The sequence below is a fragment of the Mesorhizobium yinganensis genome, assembly GCF_040081985.1.
GTDB classification, from domain to species: domain Bacteria; phylum Pseudomonadota; class Alphaproteobacteria; order Rhizobiales; family Rhizobiaceae; genus Kumtagia; species Kumtagia yinganensis.
Genome location: NZ_JBEBMH010000001.1, coordinates 294,121 through 316,759, shown reverse-complemented (window position 1 = coordinate 316,759; position 22,639 = coordinate 294,121). Strand labels below are relative to the sequence as shown.

The window sequence follows — 22,639 nt, the reverse complement described above, 5'->3', positions numbered from 1 at the left end:
TCGCTTGGCTGCCGTCTCAGCGGCTGGCCGACAGGTTCGATACGGCAAGGCTCGTGCGCGGCACCGGCCCACTCACCCCCCGAACGGCAGCGCGTCGGGAATCTCGAAGCGTTCGGCCTTGCCGATGCGGATCATGTTGAGATCGGCCTCGCGGGTATAGGTGAGCGGATCGGGCGAGTCGGAATTGTCGGCGCGGCCGTTGGTGAACAGGATGACCCGCTGGCCGCCATCGGGCCAGGTGACGGTAACGGTCGCCTCCCCGTCCTCGCGACGTCTCACGGCCGCCGAACAATGGGTCATCGGCTGGCCGTAGTAGCGGGCGCAGGGAATGTCTCCGATGGCGTCGAAACCCTCGGGCGGAGCGGCGGCCACTTGCGTGCCGGCATCCGCGGGAGCGCCCTCGCCTGGCGGCGTGCCCGGTCCCTCCGGCAGCCCGTCGGCGGCAGGCGGTTCGGGCATGTCCTCGACGGCCGTCGCAAAGAGATAACGCGCAGCGACCCAGCCCCTGACCTTGACATCCTCCAGCGATTCGATGTCGCACCAATTGGCGCCGTTGTTTTCCTTGCAGCCGTGGTTGCGCAGCGCCGTGCCATTGGGCAGGCGGCCCACCAGCTTGCCCCCGGCCGACGGCGTGGCACGGACATTCAGCAAATCGTTGAAGGCAATGCCTTCCACCACGAAGAACTCGGCGTTGCCGTCGAACGGCGGCGGCGGCACGGGCGCGACCTCAGCCGCGGGATCGGGCTCGGCGGTGGATTCGGTCTGGGCAACCGAAGCGCCGGTTGGAAGCAGGAGCACAAGACCGGCGAGGGCCGAGAAAAATCCGGAGCGCATGGCAGTCCCGTTGCAGAGCGGCGACAGATTTGGCCATGGCACCAATTTAAGTCAACTCTTCGGCATCGTGCGGCGAATGGCTGGCGACACCGTCACGGCCACCTAGCCGTTCGTCCCGCCAGTGACGACGTGCTCCCCAGCGGCGCGTCAACCCGCAGCCGAGACGCCTCAGGCGGCCCGGCGCTCGGAGGTTGCGGTGGCCGATCGGCTTTCCCTGGCAATCCTATAGACGGCGGCCGGCGGGATGTTGCGCAACGCCAGGCCGATGCGCACGGCCTTCAATCCCAGCCGGTCGAGGATCGCAGGCGGGATGGGACAGCGCGGCCCATAGGTGAACTGATAGAACCCGCCATCCGGCCGCAACGCGGCGAACGCGCCGGCGACGATGGCCGCAACCTTGTCCTGCGGCATGGAAAGCAGCGGCAGGCCGCTCACCACGGCGCCGACCGAGCCCGACTGGAAAAGCCCGGCCTCGACGATCCGCGCCGCATCCAGCGACACCACCCTCGCCTGCGGAAAACGCGCTGTCAGCAGGCGAGCGAACTCCGGACCGAATTCGATCAGTGTGAGATCGCTCTCCGGCACGCCCTTCGCCAGCAGAGCGCGCGTGAACACGCCAGTGCCCGGCCCAAGTTCCAGCACGGGTCCGACTTCCGGCTTTATCTCGCTCGTGATCAGCCGCGCCAACACCGGTCCAGACGGGGCGACGGCGGCGACGCGCATCGGCGCCGAAACCCAGGACCGAAAGAAGTGGAGAAAGTCGGATTGGGCGCGGTTGGCGGTCATGAAATCCCTCAAGTCGAAGCCCGGCTGACGCGGCGGAACCATCCTCAATCCGTGGCTGGATTAGGGCGAAGGAACACAACTCCGGCGAACAAATCGGAGCGTATCGCTATTGCAGGCTGAAGATTTCGGCTTTGTGACAGCCGCAGGCGAGGTTGCCCAGGCTCAGGCGTCCATAGCCTCGATCCCCTTGAAGGCAAGGGGAAAATCCTTGGCGCCGGCGATGACCGAATCGAGCAGTCCGGGAAAGCGGGCATCGAGATCGTCGCGCCTGAGCGTGATCAGGCGGCTGGTGCCCAACACTTCGGCGTGCGTGATGCCGGCCTCGCGGAGCTTCGCCAGGTGATAGCTGAGATTGGTCTTCGAACCGAGGTCGAGGAACTGGCTGCAATTCATCGGCATGCCCTCGCGCCGGGCCAGATAGGCGACGATACCGAGACGGGTCGGATCGCCCAGCACCGAGAGCACGGTCGCGAGGCTGATCTGATCGGCCGTGGGATGCGGCAGCAACATGGACCCTTGGCGAACTGAACCGAAGCCGGACAAGCGGCGAATGCTCCCGACGATAGTGTGTCAGCAGCCTTGCTCCAACCTCATTGACATAAGGGCGAACGAAGTTCAATAGTTCAATAACCTTTGAATTAAGGACACGTCATGGACAGACGTTTGATGTGGCTCGCCGTCGGTGCTTTCGCCACGAGCACGGTCGCCTTCGTTTTCGCCGGCCTGCTTCCGCTCATCTCGGAATCGGCGGGCATTACAGTTTCGGATGCCGGACATCTGGTGACCGCCTATTCGCTGGCTTATGCGATCGGCACCCCGGTGCTGTCGGCCATCGCCGGTGCGGCGGACCGGCGCCGCGTCATCGCATTGGCGCTGCTGTGCTTCATGGGCGGCAACGCGGTCGCCGCCGCCAGCGATTCGTTCGTGACATTGCTTGCCGCCCAGGTCGTCATGGGCATGTCGGCCGGTCTGTTCGCGGCCACCGCCCAGGCCACCGCCGTCGCCCTTGCCGGGCCAGAGCACCGCGCCAGGGCTGTCGCCACCGTTCTCGGCGGCACCACCTTCGCGGTCGCGCTCGGCGCGCCGCTCGCTTCGCTGGTCGGCAACCTCGCCGGCTGGCGCGCGACCTTCCTCGTCGTCGCCGGTCTCGCCTTCATCTGCCTCGTCGTCCTATGGACCCAGTTGCCGCGCGGTCTGCCGGGCCTGAAGCTTTCGCTGTCCGAAAGGATCGCCGCGATAGGGCGTCCGGGCATATTGCCATCGCTGGCGGTGACGCTGCTTTATCTGACAGGCGGCTTCATCATCATCGCCTACATGGCACCGCTTGCCCTGGCTGCGGGGCTGCCCGTTGCCGTGCTGCCGGGAATGCTGCTCGCCTTCGGTATCGGCGCGGTCGCGGGCAACTATGCCAGCGGGGTGCTGGCCGACCGGCTGGGGCCGACGCGCATGATCATCACGGCGCTGCTGGCCTCCGCGACCATCTGCATAACAATGTCAGCGATCCTCGAATTCCTGCCGCCGACACTGGCCGGGCCGCTGCTGGTCGGCATCATGCTGCCCTGGGGTTTCATCGGCTGGACCTTTCCGCCGGCCCAGGCGAGCCGGTTGGTCGGCCATGCGCCGGAACTCGCCAACCTCACTTTGCCGCTCAACGTCTCAGCCATGTATTTCGGCATCGCGGCGGGCAGCTTCATCGGCGGCCGCCTTCTCGAGATCGCGCCCGCCGCGGAACTTGGACTGGCGGCCGCGCCCTTCCCGCTCGCGGCCCTGGTCATCACCGCCCTGACCCGCAAGAGCCGAACCGCCGTTCCGGTTGGCTGAAGGCCGCCGGCGCCGGAACTTCACGTCTTCCACGGTGTTTCATCGCTGGCGGCATCCCGCCGCCGGCCAAGGAGATGATGATGGGCGACTACAAGGCATCGGCGGCAAAAGCTGACGCATCGGCGAAAAGCCTGATGACGGAGACCAGAAAAGAGGAGCGCAACGTCGAGGCCAAAACCGGCCGCGACCTGAAGAAAGGTGCCGATCGTGTCGAGGAGCGCGCGCGCAGCGCCGACGCTGCATCCACGGCTCGAAAATCCGATTGAGTGCCGGTTTTCCGATTTTTTGCGACATAGTTAAAGTCCTGCTTAAAGTTTGCATGCCATTTATGCTGGTCCGCCGGTTTTGACCGGCTGCCTAGAGTAGCGAGCATTGACCAGGTTCAGTCTCGGCAGAGTTCGGCGAGCGTTGTTTTCGCCCAGCAACGCCCCGGCCGCGTTGGCGGCGGGCGTGATAGCCATGCTCGGCATATTCGCGGATTATCAGAACCGCGTCGTTCACGAGCAGGCGACCCGCGCCGAGGTGTTGGCAAAAGTCAATCTGATCCGCGCTAAGCTTGAAGGCAGCATCAACGGCAACATGCAGTTGGTACGCGGGCTGGTCGCGATGATCGCCGCCGACCCGGATATCGGCCAGCAGCGATTTGGAGAGCTCTCCAGCACACTGTTTTCCAGGGACAACCAATTGCGCAACGTCGCGGTGGCGCCCAACTTCGTCGTGACGATGGTCTACCCGCTCGACGGAAACCGCGAGGCACTCGGGCTGGACTATCTGAAAAACGCCAAACAGTCGGCTTCCGCGCTGCGCGCCCGCAATACGGGCGAACTGGTGCTCACGGGACCGGTATCACTTGTCCAGGGCGGCCAGGGATTGGTCGGCCGCTTCCCGGTATTCATCGGAAACGATCAGAACAGACAATTTTGGGGACTGGTATCGGCTGTCGTGGACGTCGACCGCCTCTACCGCGACAGCGGGCTTCTCGACGACATCGGCATCGACATGGCGCTTGTCAGCCAGGATTCGCCCGAAGAGACAAGCCTGCAGTTTTTCGGACGGGCCGGCATCCTGGCGGAACGACCGGTGTCGGCGGCGGTAACCCTGCCGTCGGGTTCCATCTGGCAGATCGCCGCGGTTCCGAAGCAGGGATGGAACGTCACGCCCGACAATGCCTGGCTTTTGCGCGGGCTGATCTTCATCGCCGGAGTTCTGGTCGTCGTTCCGGTCTGGTTTGCCGGCCGCTTCTACGCGGAGCGGCAGAAGAATTATCTGGCGCTCCACAGCAGCGAAGCTCAGTTGCGCAAACTGTCGCAGCGCCTCGAATTGGCCCTCGACGCCTCGCGCATCGGCGTCTGGGAACTCGACCTCGCCACCAACGACGTGATCTGGGATGACCGGCTCTACGAGATCTACGGCACCCAGAGGAAGAAGGGGCCTCGGACCTTTCAGGACTGGTCGGGCGCGATCCATCCCGATGACCTGAAGACGGCAGAGAACGATTTCAACGAGGCCGTGAAGGAAGACAGAGCGTACTCCTCCGACTACCGCATCATCCGGCCCAACGGCCAGATCCGCAACATCCGCACCCACGCGACGATCTTCCGCGATCCGGCGGAGACGCCGAAGATGATCGGCGCGGAATGGGACGTCACAGCCGACGTTGCGCTTAACAAGGATCTCGAAAAGGCGAAGATCCTGGCGGAAACGCGGGCCGCCGAACTGGAATCGGTAAGGGCCCGCATCGAGCACAATTCGCTCCATGATTCGCTGACCGGCCTGCCCAATCGGAGGTATCTCGACACGGAACTGGAAAAGCTGGCCGCAAGCGGTTCCAGCAAAGGGCGCGACATCGCCCTGCTGCATATCGACCTCGACCGCTTCAAGCAGATCAACGACACGCTCGGTCACTCCGCCGGCGACGCCATGCTCGTGCATGCCGCGCAGGTGCTGCGGCAGAACGTGCGTAAGGACGATTTCGTCGCCCGCATCGGCGGCGACGAGTTCGTTGTCGTCTGCCTGGTCGACCCTGAAGACCACCACCTCGACGAGATCGCCGACCGGATCATCCGCCAGATGCGGCATCCCGTCGTCTACCAGGGCCACCAGTGTCGCTTCGGCGTCAGCATTGGCATCGCCGTCGAAAGCGCCGGACGCCTGGATTCGGGACAAATTCTGATCAATGCCGACATCGCGCTCTATCGCGCCAAGAGCCGTGGCCGCAGCCGGCATGAATTCTTCACCGAATCGCTGCAGGCGGAGATCGTCCGCAACAAGAAGGTTGCCGACGACATTCTGGGCGGTCTGGAACGCAATGAGTTCGTCGCCTATTACCAACCACAGTTCGACGCCCATACGCTGGAAGTGGCTGGTGTCGAGGCGCTGGTGCGCTGGGCGCACCCGACGGAGGGCTTGCTGACGCCGGATGCCTTCCTGTCGACCGCCGAGGAACTTAACGTCGTCTCGACCATCGACCGGCTGGTGCTGGAACAAACGCTCGCCAATTTCGAGCGGTGGAACAAGACTCGGCAGCTCGTTCCGAGGATTTCCGTCAATGTGTCCGCCCGCCGGCTGCGCGACGAGGAACTGATCGAAAGTCTGCGCCGCCTCAAGATAAAACCCGGCATCCTGTCCTTCGAATTGCTGGAATCGATCTTCCTCGACAACACCGACGAGATCGTCACCTGGAATGTCGATCGCATCAAGGACTTCGGCATCGACATCGAGATCGACGATTTCGGCACCGGTTACGCCTCCATCGTCAGCCTTCTCAAGCTGCAGCCGCGCCGTCTCAAAATCGACAGGCAACTGATCCTTCCCATCGTGAAATCCGTCAGGCAGCGGCATCTCGTCGAATCCATCATCGAGATCGGAAAGACCTTGGGCATCGAAGTCGTGGCGGAAGGCGTCGAAACGATGGAACACGCCCGCATCCTGAAGAAGCTCGGCTGCGACAAGCTGCAGGGCTACGCCTTCGGCCCGGCGATCGGCGCCGCGGCGCTCGAGGATTTCATCCGCGGCGAGCGCTGGCGCGTCGCATCCTGAAGGCGAGTTCCGCCTAGGCGGAGGCCGCTCCGGCGCATGCCCTCTGAAAGTCTGTGACTTGCCGCAACGCTTCGGCTAGTTTCCAGTTTATGGACTGGCCGGCATCGATCCGCCTGCCCTGGAACATAGCTGGAGCGCAACATGCTTTGGAAAGGCCGCAGGCAGAGTCAGAATGTCGAGGACGCACGTGACGGCGGCTTCGGCGGACAGCAGGGAGGGCCGTTCGGCCGGCCGGGCGGTGGCGGCATGCGTATCCCCATTGGCCGGGGTGGCGCCGGCGGCGGCCTGTCGACGATCGTCATCCTCGTCGTCCTGTTTTTCGTGCTGAGGGCCTGCGGCATCGACCCGCTGGAATTGCTGTCGGAAGGCGGCCCGTCCGTTCCGGGCGGCGGCGGCCAGGTCACCGAGCAGAACGCTCCCGCCAGTGACGAGATGAAGCAGTTTGTCTCGACCATCCTCGCCGAGACCGAGGACGTCTGGAGCGGCATCTTCAAGGCCGAAGGCGAGACGTATCAAGAACCGAAGCTGGTGCTGTTTTCCGGCGGCATCGCGTCGGCCTGCGGCTATGCGCAGTCAGCCTCCGGGCCGTTCTATTGCCCCGGCGACCGCAAGGTCTATCTCGACACCGCCTTCTTCGACCAGCTCGCCCGCCAGTTCGACGCCGCCGGCGACTTTGCCGAGGCCTATGTGATCGCTCACGAGGTCGGCCATCACGTCCAGAACCTGATCGGCGTCCTGCCAAAATTCAACCAGATGCGGCAGTCGATGTCGGAGGGAGACGCCAACCATATGTCGATGCAGGTGGAACTCCAGGCCGACTGTTTCGCCGGCGTCTGGGGCCATTTCACCGAGCAGAAGGGCATTCTGGAAAAAGGCGATCTGGAGGAGGCGCTGAACGCCGCCGCGCAGATCGGTGACGACACGCTGCAACGCCGCACCCAAGGCTATGTCGTGCCCGAAAGCTTCAACCACGGCACCAGCGCACAGCGGCAGAAATGGTTCGCGGCCGGCTTCAAGAGCGGCAAGCTGCAGGATTGCGATACGTTCAACAACCCGATCTGAGCAGCCGCCTCACGGAATTAGCGACGGCGGCCTGAAGGCTCGCCGTCCCATTATCGCCGAGAACGGATCACCATGCCCGCTCGGCGATCGCCGGCTCGCCCTTGCGGGCGCGGATCAGGTTGACGAACCGGCGGAACAGATAGTGCGAATCCTGCGGACCGGGCGAAGCCTCGGGATGGTGCTGAACCGAGAACACCGGTTTGCCGGCTAGCGCGATGCCGCAGTTCGAACCGTCGAACAGCGACACATGCGTCTCCTCGACGCTGTCTGGCAGGCTCTTTGAATCTACCGCGAAGCCGTGGTTCATCGACACGATCTCGACCTTACCGGTCGTATAGTCCTTGACCGGATGATTGGCGCCATGATGGCCCTGATGCATCTTCACCGTTGTGCCGCCTACGGCCAGCGCCAGCATCTGGTGACCGAGGCAGATGCCGAACATCGGGATGCCCGTTTCGAGCAGGCCGCGGATCACCGGCACGGCATACTCGCCGGTGGCGGCCGGATCGCCGGGGCCATTGGAGAGGAAAATGCCGTCCGGCTTCATCGCAAGGATGTCTTCGGCGCTGGTCTGCGCCGGCACCACCGTAACCTTGCCGCCAAGGCCGGTGATGAGCCGCAAGATGTTGCGCTTGACGCCGTAGTCGATTGCCACGACGTGGAAGGTCGGCGCGTCCTGCCGCCCGAACCCTTGGTTCCAGACCCACGGCTCCTCGGTCCACACCGACGACTGGCCGGAGGTGACGTCCTTGGCCAGATCGAGGCCTACAAGGCCGGACCAGGCTGCCGCCTGCCGCTTGAGATCGTCGTTGTCGAAGCGACCGTCCGGCGCATGGGCGATGACGGCGTTCGGCATGCCCTTTTCGCGGATCAGCGCCGTCAGCGCCCGCGTGTCGATGCCGCTCATGGCGACGATGCCGCGCCGCTTCAGCCAGCGGTCTAGATGCTCGGCGGAGCGATAGTTAGAAGGGTTGGTGACGTCGGCCTTGAACACCGCGCCGACCGCCCCTGCCCTGGCGGCCGGGTTCAGGTCCTCGATGTCTTCCTCGTTGACGCCGATATTGCCGATATGCGGAAAGGTAAAGGCGACGATCTGGCGCGCATAGGAGGGATCGGTCAGGATCTCCTGATAGCCGGTCAGCGCCGTGTTGAAGCACACTTCCGCCACCGCGCTGCCGGTCGCGCCCAGCCCTCGCCCGCGGATCACCGTACCATCGGCCAGCACCAGGGCGGCGGTCAGCAGTTCGGCTCCCCAGGGGGCGGTGGATGCGGTCATGGCGGGCTCCATCAAAAGGTCCGCCGCTTGCGAACAAGCGGCCGAAAGGCCATATAGCGCTGCGAGACACGGTCCCTCGGCGCAAACGCCAGGACCGGAAACCAAGTCGCAATCTATGCAAGGCACGCACATAGGCGATGCCTCCCGGTGGGTCAACAATCGCGGCCCGGCCCGACGCCATTTATCTTCCACGGGGAAGGTGCGGGACGGCTGGATTTTGCACGGCCGGGCGGCTAGCGCTATTGTGCGCCCGCGAAAAGGAGAACCGAAATGCGCACGGCCATCGCCGAAGCCCTGAAAACCTCCCTCAAGGCCCAGGACAAGCGCCGCACCTCGACGCTGCGGCTGATCAACGCCGCCATCCAGGACCGCGACATCGCCAATCGCGGCAATGGCAAGGATCCCGTCAACAGCGAGGAGATCCTGCAGATCCTGGCCAAGATGGTGAAGCAGCGCGAGGAATCGGCCTCCGCCTTCGAGCAGGGCAACCGGCTGGAACTGGCCGAGCAGGAGCGCCAGGAGATCGAGATCATCCGCGAATTCCTGCCGAAGCAACTCGGCGAGGAAGAGGTGAAGCGCGCCTGCCGTCAGGTGGTCGACGAAGTCGGTGCCGAGGGCCTGCGCGACATGGGCCGTTGCATGAACGCGCTTAAGGAAAAATTTCCGGGCAAGATGGACTTCGGCAAGGCCAGCGGCATCGTCAAGTCGATGCTGCAGTAACGCCAACGTCGCTCCCCTTGAGGGGCGTCCGTAGGACGGCCGCCAACCGGCCAGGTAGGGCCGACGCGGCCAAACGCCAACGTCGCTTTGCGTCGTGCACTGCCGCGCGGACCCCTCCCCCGGCCTTCGGCCCAACCCTCCCATCAACGGGGAGGGTTGGGCGGCGCTTCACGCCATGAAGGTGACCTTGCCGGTCTCCAGATCGTTCATGGCGCCGACGATGCGCAACTGGCCTTCCTTGACCAGTCCGGCAAGAACCTCGCTCCGCTCGGTTAGCTGTGCGATGTTGCGGCGCACATTCTCCTCGGCCACCGCCTGGACGAATTTGGAGTTCTTGGAGGTGCGCTCTCCGTCCGTTTTCACCGCGTCGACGGCCGGCCGGATGTTGGCGAGCATCGCCGTGATGTTGCCGAGTTTGACGTCGTCGATCGCGCCCTTGACGGCTCCGCAGGAGGAATGCCCGAGCACGACGATGGCGCGGGCGCCCGTCACCTTGGTCGCGAATTCCAGGCTGCCTAGAACGTCCGTGTCGACAAAATTGCCGGCGATGCGGGCGCAGAACACATCGCCGATGCGCTGGTCGAAGACCAGTTCCGGCGGCACGCGCGAATCGATGCAGCCGAGGATCGCCGCGAACGGCGCCTGGCCGTGCGCGGATTCATGGACTTGTGCGAGAAGATCGCAATTGAACGAGGTGCCTGCCAGGAACCGGTCGTTGCCTTGCTTGAGGCGCTCGATCGCCTCGTCCGGGCTGAGAGCCCTCTGTCGCTCGGGCGTAAAGACCGCGCAGTCCAGGCCGACTGCGAAAGCGTTCGAGGCAACGAAAGTGGCTGCCAACGGCAGGCAGCCGCAGAACTGACGGCGTGTAAGCATCGATTCCCCCAATCATGCCGGCGCCTCGGCCATGCCGGCCGGCTGCTACTGCGATAGCAAAGCATAATTAAGTGTCAGTTTGAAGATGAGGACGAATTTTAAGGATTTAACCTGCCTTCAGTCGCGAGCCGGTCAACAAACCTGCTTCTTCCAGCACCGGATAAACCATTGAGGCCAGCAGCGAGTTGATCTGCTTCAGGTCGCGGATCGTGTCCAGATGGATCGTACTGGTCTCGACGCTCTTGGCGGCACCCTCGCGCAAACGCTCGAAATGACTCTGGCTCGACTGTTTCTCCAGCACGCGCAAACGGTCCTTCTCCTGCACCAGTTGCCGGGCCGTGGCCGGATCGCGCGACACAAGCGCATTGAACGCAAGCCGCGCATTGGTCAGCACCGAATGGTGGAAAGCCGTGAGTTCGCGCCAGCCCTCATCTGTGAAGGTGAGCCCGCGGTCGAGCTTTTTCTGCACATGCGCCAGCATGTTGCGCACGATGATGTCGCCGACCTGCTCCAGCTTCACACAGGCGCCGAGCAGTTCCTGATAGCGCAGAGCCTCGGCCTCGGAGAGCTGGCTGAGCGTGATCCTGGAGAGGTAGAGTTTTATCGCCGCGTGCTTGCGGTCGACCCGGTCGTCGAGCGCCGCAAGCTCGTCGATCTTGTCCTGATCGGCGTGGTCGTAGAGTTCGATGATGCGGGAAAGCATGATCTCGATGGTTTCGCACACCTTCACCACTTCGCGCGTCGCGTTGGCGAGCGCCAGGCTGGGCGTGCCGAGGGCACTGTCGTCCAGCGCGGAAAACTCCGTTTCGGCGAGCTTTGCCTGCTGCGTTCCCTTGCCCCCAAGGGCGACGATACGCTCCGACGCACGGTAGACCAGGCCGGCAAGCGGGATACCGGCAAGCAGGATGATGCAGTTGAACAGGATATGAGCGTTGATGATCTGGTCGCCGACACTGGCCCCGAGGAAGGCGACCGGCGGTTTCGCGGACAAGAACAGCGCCAGCATCACGATGGAGCCAGCACCGCGCATCAGAAGATTGCCGACCGGCACGACCCGAACGCCGGGCGCGGCTCCGCGCGTCAGCAGCGGGGCGATGACGGAACTGCCGAGATTGACGCCCAGCACCAGCACGATGCCGAGTTCGGGCGGGATGAACCCCCTGCCCGCCAGCGTGACCAGAAGCAGCACGGCGGCGATGCTGGAATGGAACAGCCAGGTCATGACCGCGGCCAGCAGGAACGCCGTCACCGGATCGCTGGCGAGATAGGAGATGACCACGGGAAGCAGCTTGCTCTGGCGCAACGGCTCGGAGGCTTCGCCGATCATTTCGAGCGACAGGATGAGCAGACCGACGCCGACCAGGATGCGGCCGATCTGCCGCCAGTCGCGCCTCTCCGTGGCCATGAACATCACCGTGCCGGCGGCGATGCAGACCGGCACCAGCAGGCTGAGATCGAACGACAGAAGTTTTACGACCAGCGCCGAGCCGATTTCCGCGCCGCGCACCGCGAGCTGGCCCGACATGCCGCTGACGATGCCGGCGCCGGCGAAGGAGCCGACCAGGAGTGTGACAGCGGTGGAACTCTGGAAGGCGATCGACAGGCCGGCGCCGGTCAGGACCGCCAGAACCGGATTGCGCATGGTGCCGCGCAGTTTCTGTTTCAGAACATCGCCATAGGCGCGTTCGACGCCTGTCCGCACCATGCGCGTGGCGAACAGGAGCAGCGCGATGGCGCCGGCGAGATGGATGAGGACGACCGAGCCGCTCACCGCAAGACCCCCGCTGCACCTGTCCGGACCAAGCACAAGGCACGGCGGCGGAAGACAATTATGGAGGCGGCGAACAATCGCATGACAAGGCCTTAATAGATTAGCCGAATAATAAAATCCAGCAATTGTATCAGTCCGCTCATGACCGACTATGCGTGTCGGGAACCGGATTTCCACGACCAGGCAGGAAGCCGCCGGATTTCGCCAGGATAGCGCGAGTGCCGCTGAATAAGCTGATCAATATTCCAACCCATCATGCTGTAATCATTACATAAGTTTAATCCTTCATTCAGATTGCGTTCATCCGGCCAGACCTAGGTTCCACTCGCAAACCGAAAGGAGCCCTCCCCAATGAAACGTCTCATCCTGACCGCCCTCGCCTGCTCGATGCTCGCTGTCCCGTCCGCCTATGCCGACTACAAGCCGGGTTCGCGCCACGAGGTTCACAAGGTCCAGAAATTCGACGGCCCGAACCGCACAGTGGTGCGCAAGGTCGACAAGAAGGTGTACCGGCACAACGGCAACAAGGTCGTGGTCAAGAAAGTGAACCGCACCCATTGGGTGCGTGGAAACCGGGTGCCCAACTGGAACACGCGGTACGTGGTTCGCGACTACAACCGTTACGGTCTCTACCGCCCGTCCTACGGCCAGCGCTGGATCAAGGTTGACCGCGATTACCTGCTCATCGCGGTGGCGACCGGCGTCATCGTCGGCGTGGCCGCCGCGAACTGATCACTGAAATCAAAACGCAGGGGAAGGCGGCCGGCAAGGGCCGACTTCTTCGCGTCCGACCCAAAACGATCCACGCTCAGATCGCGGCTGCGACGATCGGCGGCTTCATGCCTTTGCGCTGTTCGGCAAGGTAGGAGCAAAGCGCAACGAACGCGCCGACCAGCATGGTAAAGATGCCGAGCACCGGCAGGGCGCGGTAGCCGAAACCGCCGGTCAGCATCATGGCCCCGATGAAGGCGGCCAGGGCGATGCCCACATTGAAGCCCGCCGGGATCAGCGACGAGGCAAGGTTGGGCGCGTCCGCCGTCCAGGCGAGGATGCGGGTCTGAATCGGCGTGCCGATGGCAAAATTGACGGCGCCCCAGATGGTGACGATGACGACCATCGGCAGCGGATAGGCGCTGAAGGAATACATCGCCACCAGAATGCAGGCCTGGACGAGCATGAGCACGATGATCGACGGCATCAGTTTCCAGTCCGCCAGCCTGCCGCCGATGAACACGCCCGCCGTGGCGCCGACGCCGTTGAGCAGCAGCACCAGCGGGATATAGGCGGGGTCGAGGCCGGTGACCTCCCGCAGCGTCGGGGCGATATAGGTGAAGGGCACGAACTGGCACATCATCAGCATCAGCATGATGATCAGCGAGGTCCAGACCTGCTGGCGACCGAGCACCCTCACCTCCTTCATCAGCCCGGCAGGCCGCGCCAACGCACCCGCGGTGCGCGGCAACAGCGCCACCATCGCCGCCAGCGACACGATGCCGAGCAGGAACATCGCCCAGAAGGTGGCGCGCCAGCCGAAGACATTGCCGATGGCGCTGCCGGCCGGTACCCCGACGATGTTCGACACGGTGAGGCCGGCCAGCACCAGCGCCACCGCCATGCCGCGCTGGTCCTCACGCACCAGGCCCGTCGCCACCACCATGGCGACGCCGAAATATACGCCGTGGGCGACCGCGACCAGCACGCGGATCAGAAGCATGGAGGCGAAACCCAGCGCCATCGCGCAAGCCAGTTGCCCGGCGATGAAGATGACCGCCAACCATATTAGCAGCGACTTTCGCGCGATTCTTGCGGTTGCGACCGTCATCAGCGGCCCGCCGATGGCAATGCCCAGCGCATACCCGGAAACAAGGTAACCCGCTGTCGGCACCGAGACGTCGAGCCCCGCCGCCACCTGCGGCAGCACGCCGGCGATGACGAATTCGGTGGTGCCGAAGGCGAAGGCGGCGATGAACAGGGCAATCAGCGGAAGCGGCATGACGGACTTTGGGAATCTTGAAGGCACAGGCGAGCAATCACGGCGCGCGGCGGCAGGCAATCCAGAATTTGGCGACAAGGGTTTAGATTTTCTTATCAAGCAGGCCTCATCGCCAAGGCCATCGGGATACAGACTATTGATCGAAAGTGATGTTGGCCGTCGAACCGCGCTCGCGCGATCTTCAGAACAACCTGTGAATCGCGGGCACACGCGCCTTCCAGCATTCGCGCCACGCACTCTCCGCGCCTATATAGACGGGTCAACCGCCAGCGAGCTCAATGCGTTTTCCACCTTCCTTCCTCGACGAGATCCGTGACCGCGTGCCGATTTCCTCGGTCATCGGTTCGCGCGTGTCGTGGGACCGAAGAAAGACCAATGTGGCGCGCGGCGACTATTGGGCTTGCTGCCCCTTCCATGGCGAAAAGTCGCCTTCCTTCCACTGCGAGGACAAGAAGGGCCGCTATCACTGCTTCGGCTGCGGCGTGTCGGGCGACCATTTCCGTTTCCTGACCGAGCTTGACGGGCTTGGCTTCCCGGAGGCGGTCGAGCGCATCGCCGACATGGCCGGCGTGCCCATGCCAGCGCGCGACGAGCAGGCGGAGGCCAGGGAGCGCGAGCGCGCCAGCCTTCACGACGTGATGGAACTGGCAACCAACTTCTTCCAGCAGCAGTTGCAGTCGGCGGCCGGCGCAAAAGCCCGCGCCTACCTGCGCGACCGGGGGCTTACGCCGGCCACGCAGCAGAAATTCCGGCTGGGGTTCGCGCCGGACAGCCGCAACGCGCTGAAGGAATTTCTGGCGGGCAAGGGCGTGGCGAAAGACCAGATCGAGGCCTGCGGGCTGGTGCGCCACGGCGACGACATCCCCGTCTCCTACGACTGGTTCCGCGACCGCATCATGTTCCCGATCGAGGACCGCCGGGGCCGCGTCATCGCCTTCGGCGGGCGCGCCATGTCGCCGGAAGTGGCGGCCAAATACATGAACTCGCCCGACACCGAACTCTTCCACAAGGGCGATATGCTCTATAATTTCGCCCGCGCCCGGCAGGCGATGGACAAGGACGGCACGGTGATCGCCGTCGAAGGTTATATGGACGTGATCGGGCTGGCCCAGGCCGGCTTCGGGAACGCGGTGGCGCCGCTCGGAACCGCGCTCACCGAAAACCAGATGGAACTGCTGTGGAAGATGGCCCCGGAACCGGTGCTGTGCTTCGACGGCGACCAGGCGGGTTTGCGGGCGGCGTGGCGGGCGGCCGACATGATTCTGCCTTCCGTGGAGCCGGGCCGCACCGCGCGCTTCGCGCTGCTGCCCGAAGGCAAGGACCCGGACGATCTGGTACGCGAGGAAGGCGCGGAGGCGTTCCGCCCAATTCTGGCCGACGCCAGCCCGCTCTCGGACCTTCTATGGATGCGCGAGACGGCGGGCGGCGTGTTTGACACGCCGGAGCGCCGCGCCGAGCTCGAAAAGACGCTGCGCGAACTGACCGGCAAGATTAAGGACGAGAGCGTCCGCTTCCACTATCAACAAGATATGCGCGAGCGTGTGCAGGCGTTTTTCGGCGCGCCGCGCGGCAGACAGAACCCGCGTCCCGGCCAGCAGAACGATCGCGGTTCGTTTTTGGCGCGCGGCGGTGGGACACGGCCGGGACAGGCGGCGGGCCGGCTTGCTGTTTCGGAAAGCCTGGCACGCTCGGCGATGGTCAAGCGCGCCGCCGGCATCATGCCGCTCCGCGAGACGGCGCTGCTGGTGGCGCTGGTTAACCATCCGCAGTTGATCGACGAGAATTTCGACCGTATCGAAACGCTCGATCTGACCAACGCGGAGCTGAGGCACCTGCATTTCGCGATCATCGACGCGGTGGCGCACGGCCAAGCGAACGACCGCGACAGCCTGCGCGCGGCCATCGCCGCCGCCGGATTGGGCGAGACCTGGGAGCGCGCCGTTCTGCTCGTGCGGCGGGCGCGGCAATGGCCGGCGCTGGAGGAGGCGGCCCTCGAGGATGCGCGCGAAGCCTTTGCGCAGGCGCTGCACTTGCAGCGCAGCGCGCGCACATTACATAAGGAGCTGAAGCTGGCCGAGACGGCTCTCGCGACCGAACCGACGGACGAGAATTATCGGCACCTCATCGAAATTCAGGCGCAATTCCGTGACTTGCAGGCGACGGAAGCCTTGATCGAGGGCTTTGGCATCCCGTCGGGCCGCGCCGACAGGACGTGAGGATTGCGTGCGAAAAGTCTCAATTGATTCGCTTTTTTAAGGCGAATCATGCGAGAGGCGCTTGACCTTCCGCCTTTTTGGCGGAATCAGGACGATTCGAGACGTTGATCCATGGGATGAACCTCAGCAATCGCGGAAACGATTGGACCGGGCACTGGACGGGACACAATGTCGCTCCAGATAGTCTGGTTGACCGAAACCTGGACAGGACTGGCTGCGGCCGAGACTAGCGGTGCGATGATTTTGAAGGGCGAGACCGCCCGAAGCAATCGGAGCCCCGCGCTACAGCGCCCTTTTGGAGTAGGCAAGGAATGGCGACAAAGGAAAAGGAAGAAGTCGAGACCGAACGCGAGGGCACGACCGACGGTCCCCTGCTCGACCTTTCCGACGACGCTGTCAAGAAGATGATCAAGGCCGCGAAGAAACGCGGCTATGTCACGCTCGACGAATTGAATGCGGTGCTTCCCTCCGAGGAGACCGATCCGGATCGCATCGAGGACATCAATGCGATGCTCTCCGACATGGGCATCAACGTCGTCGAGGACGACGAGACCGGTGAGGAGGCCGAGGCCGCCGACGCCAATGCCGACGCCGAGGACGACGCCAACGAACTGGCCGAGCAGACCGGCACGGCTGTCGCCACCACGACCGCCAAGAAGGAACCGACCGACCGCACCGACGACCCGGTGCGCATGTATCTGCGCGAAATGGGCTCGGTGGAGCTGCTGTCGCGCGAGGGCGAGATCGCCATCGCCAAGCGCATCGAGGCCGGCCGCGAAACCATGATCGCCGGGCTTTGCGAAAGCCCGCTGACCTTCCAGGCCATCATCATCTGGCGCGACGAGCTCAACGAGGCAAAGATCCTGCTGCGCGAGATCATCGATCTCGAGGCGACCTATGCCGGCCCGGAGGCCAAGCAGGCGCCGACGCTGGAGCGCCAGGAAGAGCTGGAGCGGCCGAAGACGCCGGAAGACCGCAATCCTCCCCGCCGCGCCGCGCGCGAGGACGACGACATCACCAATGTCGGCGGCGAAACGCGCATGGAGGAAGAGGACGAGGACGACGACGAGGCCTCGCTGTCGCTGGCCGCGATGGAAGCCGAGCTTCGCCCGCAGGTGATGGAGACGCTGGACGTCATCGCCGATACCTACGGCAAGCTGCGCAAGCTGCAGGACCAGCAGGTGGAAAGCCGGCTGGCCTCCGCCGAGATGCTGTCGCCGGTGCAGGACAAGCGCCTGAAGGAGCTGAAGGACCAGCTCATCAAGGCGGTCAAGTCGCTGTCGCTCAACAATGCGCGCATCGAGGCGCTGGTCGAGCAACTCTACGACATCAACAAGCGGCTGGTGCAGAACGAGGGCAAGCTGCTGCGGCTCGCCGAAAGCTACGGCGTGCGCCGCGAGGAGTTTTTGCGCGAATACCAGGGCAACGAACTCGACACCAACTGGCTAGTGCGCGTCTCCACGCTGACGACGCGCGGCTGGAAGGAGTTTTCGAGGAACGAGGCCGATTCCGTCGGACTGCTGCGTTCCGAGATCCAGAGCCTCGCCACCGAGACCGCGATCTCGATCCTGGAATTCCGCAAGATCGTCAACCAGGTGCAGAAGGGCGAGCGCGAGGCTGCAATCGCCAAGAAGGAGATGGTCGAGGCCAACCTTCGCCTGGTGATTTCCATCGCGAAGAAATACACGAACCGCGGCCTGCAATTCCTTGATCTGATTCAGGAAGGCAATATCGGCCTGATGAAGGCGGTGGACAAGTTCGAGTATCGCCGCGGCTACAAGTTCTCGACCTACGCCACCTGGTGGATCAGGCAGGCGATCACCCGCTCGATCGCCGACCAGGCCCGCACCATCCGAATCCCGGTGCACATGATCGAGACGATCAACAAGATCGTGCGCACCTCGCGCCAGATGCTGCACGAGATCGGCCGCGAGCCGACGCCGGAGGAACTGGCCGAGAAGCTGGCCATGCCGCTGGAGAAGGTGCGCAAGGTCTTGAAGATCGCCAAGGAGCCGATCAGTCTCGAAACGCCGGTCGGCGACGAGGAGGATTCGCACCTCGGCGATTTCATCGAGGACAAGGGCGCGATCCTGCCGATCGACGCGGCCATCCAGGCAAATTTGCGCGAGACGACGACGCGCGTGCTGGCCTCGCTGACGCCGCGCGAAGAGCGCGTGCTGCGCATGCGTTTCGGCATCGGCATGAACACCGACCACACGCTGGAGGAAGTCGGCCAGCAGTTCTCGGTGACGCGCGAACGCATCCGGCAGATCGAGGCGAAGGCGCTCAGGAAGCTGAAGCATCCGAGCCGGTCAAGGAAGCTGAGGAGCTTCCTGGATAGCTGATGGGCAATGGCGACTGGCCGGCCTTCGCTTGTTCACTTGATGTTCAGCTTCGGCTGATATACTTTAAGGCTATGAACGCTGGTCAGGATGCGTCCGATGGCAAACTTTAAGTTCAAGCTGGCGTTGGTGGTGGCGATTGTCGTTGGAGCCGGTATAGCCTATGCGGCTCCCTCACTTGTGCTGCCTTGAGACGAGTCGCCGCGTGCAGGGCCGCGGCGGTGTGCACGCCTATTGAAGCTGATCCAGGTAGATTTGATTCGACCGGATGAGGGATGTCAGTTCGTCCCAGATTTGACGTGAGCGGTTGGAAGCCTGCGACTGAGATACTCGCTTGATGGACGTGTCTGACGCAACGTCAGGATTGCCGTATCGGTCGACAATCGAACGTGCCAGGATGAGCGCATTTTGCGCCATGCTTATGTCTGCCTCGGAAAGCTCCTTATAGCGTTGAACGACGGGCCTTCTGGCGGCAGCCAAGGCCATCCGGAATTCCGCGTACACCTGTAGATTGTCGGCTCGAATGGTGGCGACACCTTCGGCACCCGAAACTGCCTTGTTGAGACAGACCGGGTCGGCGTTAACGGCCTCCTCTGCGTATTCCTTAGCTCGAGGCAGATAGTTCTCTATGAAGCGACCGTCTCGTATGACGTTCCTTACGAACATTACCTTGGCATTCAAAAGAGCCGTGGAAATTCGCACGTCATTGTCCGTGATGTCCGATGGACAATGCGTGGACGGTTGTTTGTCATTTTGAAACGAATCCTCGACGAGATTGTAAGACGACGAATCAAATATTCTTGCGTATTTTTCTCTGACCGTGTCCGTCGACTCGAGAATCTCTATATATCTTTCAATGAGTTTAATGTACGCATCCCTTATGATCGACGGCTGGTTCGGCTCACGCCGGAACAGCGTCTCGAACAGCCAGTATTCCGTCGCATAGACGCGAATCCTATACCATGGTTCGACGATTTCAGCTTCGGCGCGATTGCGAAAAGTCCCCAGACCTGACGCACCGGCACTATCGCTTCTCAATCGTGCGTCGTTGACCCGAAGCCAATCGTCAAGCACATCGATCGCAGCCAGTTCCTGGTCGTCGATTTGAAGCAGCGCCGCGTAGAGCATTGCGATATAGGGGCGTTGCTCAAGATCCTGGGCGAAAACAGGCTCCGCGCCCTTGTCCTCCGGTGGAGCGGAACAATTGAGCATGCGAGGATCGACACGACCGACGCCGGCTGCGGCCGATCGTAGCGCCATCAGTCCGGGCTGAAGACGCGCGACATGAAGAGCAACGTCCTTGCGTAGGCCATCGACCTCCTTCTGGATGTCGTCCCGTACTTGTAGATATGCGGCCTCGGTTGCTGAATCGCGGACTGTTCGCTTCTTCAAGGAAATTTGGTGAAGTTCCTGAAGCAGCGGTTTCACTCTGCGAAGAAGTCCGCGAACATAGGTTTCGTCGCCGGAAACCGATACGGTCGATTGAAGGCAGGCAGCGAGTGTCCCGAGGTTCCTGTCATAGGCGGAGGCACTTGATTTGATTGCCTGCTGGACATCGTTTACAAGGCTGGCGGCGGATGCCTTGAAATCAGTCTCGGGAAAATCAGCCTTCCATCCAGCGGTGGATGACTTGAAGGCGGCTGCTATGTTTTCAGCATCCCTTTTCATGAACTCCGATAAATATACGAGGGTCGCCATGCCCATTTGCGACGTGATTTCGACCTTTTTGGCGGCAGGATCGCTGTCGGAGGATTTGAAGTTCAATATTCCCGGCGTGTTCTGCTTTTCTCCACCTGCGGAATTCTCGAGCTTCGCACCTGACGCCAACTGAAAGCGCAGCCCCCCGGTATCCACGGAGACCCCTCGGACTAGATCCTCAATGGAGATGGACGTAGTTCCGATAATGAATAGGAGAAACAGAGCGACGCCTTCCACTTTTGCGGTCGTCGGAAGTGTCGCCCCGGCCGGTGATCGGTACAGTCGCAACATCCACGCGGCCAGGAGAACGCCAAATATAATCCCAAGTATAGCCTGTGAAAACTGCCTACCGGTTGCCAGATCATACAGATCATATAGAAATCCGCCATCGTAGCGGACCTGCATAACAAAAACCAAAGCCAACATAATAACAAGGAAAACAAATAAAATTACCGGAAGAAATCTAGCGATAGGTCCTATAACAACGACTCTGCCTACTCGTGATATAGAGTATCGCTTATATACCTGTCCAGTTTTTGATATGTACTCCTTTCGACCAATTAAATACAAAGATGCAATTGTAAGCCACGCCATCGCTGAGAAAAAAAGGAAGACAGCCATGTGTTTGCCGCTCGTTTTCGCAAGAAGGCGATCTTAAACTATTCTCGCAATCTGTCCACAGATGCATTGGCTATCTTACACCATCCCGAGATAATCATAAGCAGTCTGCCCGGGGATAGATCACGTCTCCACATGACGTCTGCGTTCACGGTTGCGAGCTTGGAACTCGTGCCTCGACTAGCGGCGCTGCGGCTCGGCACCGGGCTTCTGTGGAGCGCAAGGCGACGGATGAGCACTTCCGAGGCGAGCTGCTCGATCGGCGACGCAAGTCACGTGCGGCGCGGAATGGTTCCAGTCATTCCATCAAGTCGCAAACTGGATTGCTTATCTGCACCTCCGACGCGCGCATGGCGTCCATGCGCGCGTCGGAGACCGCGACAGGGGCGGCGTGGCACTCGCCGCCGTTTGGACCGCTGCCTGCCGGGTCGCCGAATGCCATGGGACTCCCGTGCGGGCACGCGCAGTTTCGCTGCATCCACGACGTACAACCCGACGTTACCGGCCTCGATGTGCACGTTCCCTCACAACGTGGTGCAGTGTTGAAGATCAAGTAGTGTTCAATTGCTGCCTCATGACCTATAAGGATGCCGGTGAAGGCTGCTCGAACCGGAAGCGCCGGGATTCCGAGGAGCTTTCAACATTGCGTGTCTGCGCCGCGCCCATGGAGCGCCCAGATGACCCAGGACATCGAAACCGAGCCTAAACCCCACGCGCCATGGCCGCCGCTGGCGTCCAACGACACGCTCTACCGCTATCCCAAACCCTACCCGCTGACCAAGGGCGGCAAGGAGAACCTCGCAGGCATCGCCAGCGATCATTCGCTGGAGGCGAGCGACCTGCTCACCTACAATTTCCGCACCGGAACGCCGAAGGAGATCAACTGGTATCTCTCCAACTATATCGGCTGCACGGCGCCGAGCCCGGGGCGTGGAAGCTACACCTTCGAGGGTGTCGTCTATGATGCCAAGACGAACCGGGGCGTGGTGTTCATCCCGACCTTCGGCGACTCGGCCAAGGACTACGCCAACCGCATCGGCCAGCGGATCGTCGAGAACTACAACCAGGCGAGCAAGGCCAAAAGGGAGCCGGGCGGGAAATGCCACCGGACCTGCTATGCGCGGGTCGAGGAAGCGTCGCGGCAGACCGGCGGGCCGACCTTCCCGAAGGTGGACTGGGACGACAAGAAGTCGCTCACCGATTCGTTCGTCATACTCTGGTCGTCTTATATCGCTGCGGGCAAGGCCTGGCTCGACCTGCCGGAGAAATACCGCGGAAAGGGCGCTGCCGGCGCGCTAGCCTACAAGGGATGGGGAACGCTGGTCGAAGCAACCGACATCTGGGCCGGTAAGCTGAAACCGGGCGCGGTGGTGCAGGGCTGGGTCGACGCCGCCGACTACCCACGCGTGCGCGACGGAATAGCGCCGGAAGGCAAAGGCCATTCCTTCATCTTCCTTCACTACGTCAGATCGGGCACCTCGATCACCGGCATGGTGATCGCCGATCAGGGTGTCCAGAACGGCAAGCCGCTCGCGAAAGGCGATTACGGCTATTGGGTCGCCGCCAACATCGTCGCTCCATGAGTTGCCA

Annotated in this window: 18 protein-coding genes; 9 read left to right on the top strand and 9 right to left on the bottom strand. The window is 62.7% G+C overall.

Annotated elements, in window-relative coordinates:
• Window positions 1-72 precede the first annotated feature (72 nt).
• The 3 genes from ABMA59_RS01535 to ABMA59_RS01525 all read right to left on the bottom strand — a co-directional run bounded on the left by ABMA59_RS01535 (window position 73) and on the right by ABMA59_RS01525 (window position 2,130).
• Complete coding sequence (locus ABMA59_RS01535) at window positions 73-834, bottom strand: SH3 domain-containing protein (protein WP_349003528.1); 762 nt, start codon at window positions 832-834, stop codon at window positions 73-75.
• Window positions 835-1,002: 168 nt separating this feature from the next.
• The gene (locus tag ABMA59_RS01530; protein ID WP_349003527.1) at window positions 1,003-1,620 is read right to left on the bottom strand and encodes a class I SAM-dependent methyltransferase; all 618 of its coding nucleotides are present in this window, start codon (window positions 1,618-1,620) and stop codon (window positions 1,003-1,005) included.
• Between the two features lie 162 nt (window positions 1,621-1,782).
• Complete coding sequence (locus tag ABMA59_RS01525) at window positions 1,783-2,130, bottom strand: ArsR/SmtB family transcription factor (RefSeq protein WP_349003526.1); 348 nt, start codon at window positions 2,128-2,130, stop codon at window positions 1,783-1,785.
• A gap of 141 nt (window positions 2,131-2,271) precedes the next feature.
• Between ABMA59_RS01525 and ABMA59_RS01520 the strand changes: the two genes are divergently transcribed.
• The 4 genes from ABMA59_RS01520 (at window position 2,272) to ypfJ (ending at window position 7,542) form a co-directional block, all read left to right on the top strand.
• Entirely contained in the window at window positions 2,272-3,441 is a 1,170-nt protein-coding gene (locus ABMA59_RS01520; protein WP_349003525.1) for an MFS transporter, read from the top strand.
• Window positions 3,442-3,521: 80 nt separating this feature from the next.
• Entirely contained in the window at window positions 3,522-3,707 is a 186-nt protein-coding gene (locus ABMA59_RS01515) for a hypothetical protein (protein WP_349003524.1), read from the top strand.
• 193 nt (window positions 3,708-3,900) lie between these two features.
• Window positions 3,901-6,480 (top strand): bifunctional diguanylate cyclase/phosphodiesterase, encoded by a 2,580-nt coding sequence (locus tag ABMA59_RS01510; RefSeq protein WP_349003920.1) that lies wholly within the window; start codon window positions 3,901-3,903, stop codon window positions 6,478-6,480.
• Between the two features lie 141 nt (window positions 6,481-6,621).
• Window positions 6,622-7,542, top strand: coding sequence for a KPN_02809 family neutral zinc metallopeptidase (gene ypfJ / locus ABMA59_RS01505; RefSeq protein WP_349003523.1), 921 nt, complete (start codon window positions 6,622-6,624; stop codon window positions 7,540-7,542).
• A 67-nt stretch (window positions 7,543-7,609) separates the two neighbouring features.
• On the opposite strand, the gene carA is transcribed toward ypfJ, so the two are convergent.
• A complete protein-coding gene (gene carA / locus ABMA59_RS01500) occupies window positions 7,610-8,818 on the bottom strand; it encodes a glutamine-hydrolyzing carbamoyl-phosphate synthase small subunit (RefSeq protein WP_349003522.1) in 1,209 nt (402 codons plus the stop codon).
• A gap of 270 nt (window positions 8,819-9,088) precedes the next feature.
• On the opposite strand from carA, the gene ABMA59_RS01495 reads away from it, so the two are divergent.
• Complete coding sequence (locus ABMA59_RS01495; protein WP_349003521.1) at window positions 9,089-9,538, top strand: GatB/YqeY domain-containing protein; 450 nt, start codon at window positions 9,089-9,091, stop codon at window positions 9,536-9,538.
• Between the two features lie 168 nt (window positions 9,539-9,706).
• On the opposite strand, the gene ABMA59_RS01490 is transcribed toward ABMA59_RS01495, so the two are convergent.
• Window positions 9,707-10,411, bottom strand: a complete 705-nt coding sequence (locus ABMA59_RS01490) for a carbonic anhydrase family protein (RefSeq protein WP_349003520.1) — start codon at window positions 10,409-10,411, stop codon at window positions 9,707-9,709.
• Between the two features lie 106 nt (window positions 10,412-10,517).
• Complete coding sequence (locus ABMA59_RS01485) at window positions 10,518-12,182, bottom strand: Na/Pi cotransporter family protein (RefSeq protein ID WP_349003519.1); 1,665 nt, start codon at window positions 12,180-12,182, stop codon at window positions 10,518-10,520.
• 351 nt (window positions 12,183-12,533) lie between these two features.
• Here ABMA59_RS01485 and ABMA59_RS01480 point away from each other — a divergent pair, with 351 nt between their 5' ends.
• The gene (locus ABMA59_RS01480) at window positions 12,534-12,914 is read left to right on the top strand and encodes an RcnB family protein (protein ID WP_349003518.1); all 381 of its coding nucleotides are present in this window, start codon (window positions 12,534-12,536) and stop codon (window positions 12,912-12,914) included.
• A 76-nt stretch (window positions 12,915-12,990) separates the two neighbouring features.
• On the opposite strand, the gene ABMA59_RS01475 is transcribed toward ABMA59_RS01480, so the two are convergent.
• Window positions 12,991-14,175 (bottom strand): MFS transporter, encoded by a 1,185-nt coding sequence (locus ABMA59_RS01475; protein ID WP_349003517.1) that lies wholly within the window; start codon window positions 14,173-14,175, stop codon window positions 12,991-12,993.
• 278 nt (window positions 14,176-14,453) lie between these two features.
• Between ABMA59_RS01475 and dnaG the strand changes: the two genes are divergently transcribed.
• Both dnaG and rpoD read left to right on the top strand, forming a co-directional pair.
• The gene (gene dnaG, locus ABMA59_RS01470; protein WP_349003516.1) at window positions 14,454-16,391 is read left to right on the top strand and encodes a DNA primase; all 1,938 of its coding nucleotides are present in this window, start codon (window positions 14,454-14,456) and stop codon (window positions 16,389-16,391) included.
• 311 nt (window positions 16,392-16,702) lie between these two features.
• On the top strand, window positions 16,703-18,736 hold the full coding sequence (gene rpoD / locus ABMA59_RS01465; protein WP_349003515.1) for an RNA polymerase sigma factor RpoD: 2,034 nt from the start codon (window positions 16,703-16,705) through the stop codon (window positions 18,734-18,736).
• A 228-nt stretch (window positions 18,737-18,964) separates the two neighbouring features.
• Here rpoD and ABMA59_RS01460 read toward each other — a convergent pair whose 3' ends face one another.
• A complete protein-coding gene (locus ABMA59_RS01460; RefSeq protein ID WP_349003514.1) occupies window positions 18,965-20,587 on the bottom strand; it encodes a hypothetical protein in 1,623 nt (540 codons plus the stop codon).
• Window positions 20,588-21,347: 760 nt separating this feature from the next.
• On the bottom strand, window positions 21,348-21,491 hold the full coding sequence (locus ABMA59_RS01455) for a hypothetical protein (protein ID WP_349003513.1): 144 nt from the start codon (window positions 21,489-21,491) through the stop codon (window positions 21,348-21,350).
• A gap of 235 nt (window positions 21,492-21,726) precedes the next feature.
• On the opposite strand from ABMA59_RS01455, the gene ABMA59_RS01450 reads away from it, so the two are divergent.
• Window positions 21,727-22,632, top strand: a complete 906-nt coding sequence (locus tag ABMA59_RS01450) for a hypothetical protein (protein WP_349003512.1) — start codon at window positions 21,727-21,729, stop codon at window positions 22,630-22,632.
• The last annotated feature ends 7 nt before the right edge of the window (window positions 22,633-22,639 follow it).

Coding starts and splice junctions, on each gene's coding strand:
- ABMA59_RS01535 (WP_349003528.1), bottom strand. CDS start 834: ATGCGCTCCGGATTTTTCTCGGCCCTCGCCGGTCTTGTGCTCCTGCTT.
- ABMA59_RS01530 (WP_349003527.1), bottom strand. CDS start 1,620: ATGACCGCCAACCGCGCCCAATCCGACTTTCTCCACTTCTTTCGGTCC.
- ABMA59_RS01525 (WP_349003526.1), bottom strand. CDS start 2,130: ATGTTGCTGCCGCATCCCACGGCCGATCAGATCAGCCTCGCGACCGTG.
- ABMA59_RS01520 (WP_349003525.1), top strand. CDS start 2,272: ATGGACAGACGTTTGATGTGGCTCGCCGTCGGTGCTTTCGCCACGAGC.
- ABMA59_RS01515 (WP_349003524.1), top strand. CDS start 3,522: ATGGGCGACTACAAGGCATCGGCGGCAAAAGCTGACGCATCGGCGAAA.
- ABMA59_RS01510 (WP_349003920.1), top strand. CDS start 3,901: ATGCTCGGCATATTCGCGGATTATCAGAACCGCGTCGTTCACGAGCAG.
- ypfJ (WP_349003523.1), top strand. CDS start 6,622: ATGCTTTGGAAAGGCCGCAGGCAGAGTCAGAATGTCGAGGACGCACGT.
- carA (WP_349003522.1), bottom strand. CDS start 8,818: ATGACCGCATCCACCGCCCCCTGGGGAGCCGAACTGCTGACCGCCGCC.
- ABMA59_RS01495 (WP_349003521.1), top strand. CDS start 9,089: ATGCGCACGGCCATCGCCGAAGCCCTGAAAACCTCCCTCAAGGCCCAG.
- ABMA59_RS01490 (WP_349003520.1), bottom strand. CDS start 10,411: ATGCTTACACGCCGTCAGTTCTGCGGCTGCCTGCCGTTGGCAGCCACT.
- ABMA59_RS01480 (WP_349003518.1), top strand. CDS start 12,534: ATGAAACGTCTCATCCTGACCGCCCTCGCCTGCTCGATGCTCGCTGTC.
- ABMA59_RS01475 (WP_349003517.1), bottom strand. CDS start 14,175: ATGCCGCTTCCGCTGATTGCCCTGTTCATCGCCGCCTTCGCCTTCGGC.
- dnaG (WP_349003516.1), top strand. CDS start 14,454: ATGCGTTTTCCACCTTCCTTCCTCGACGAGATCCGTGACCGCGTGCCG.
- rpoD (WP_349003515.1), top strand. CDS start 16,703: ATGGCGACAAAGGAAAAGGAAGAAGTCGAGACCGAACGCGAGGGCACG.
- ABMA59_RS01455 (WP_349003513.1), bottom strand. CDS start 21,491: ATGGCATTCGGCGACCCGGCAGGCAGCGGTCCAAACGGCGGCGAGTGC.
- ABMA59_RS01450 (WP_349003512.1), top strand. CDS start 21,727: ATGACCCAGGACATCGAAACCGAGCCTAAACCCCACGCGCCATGGCCG.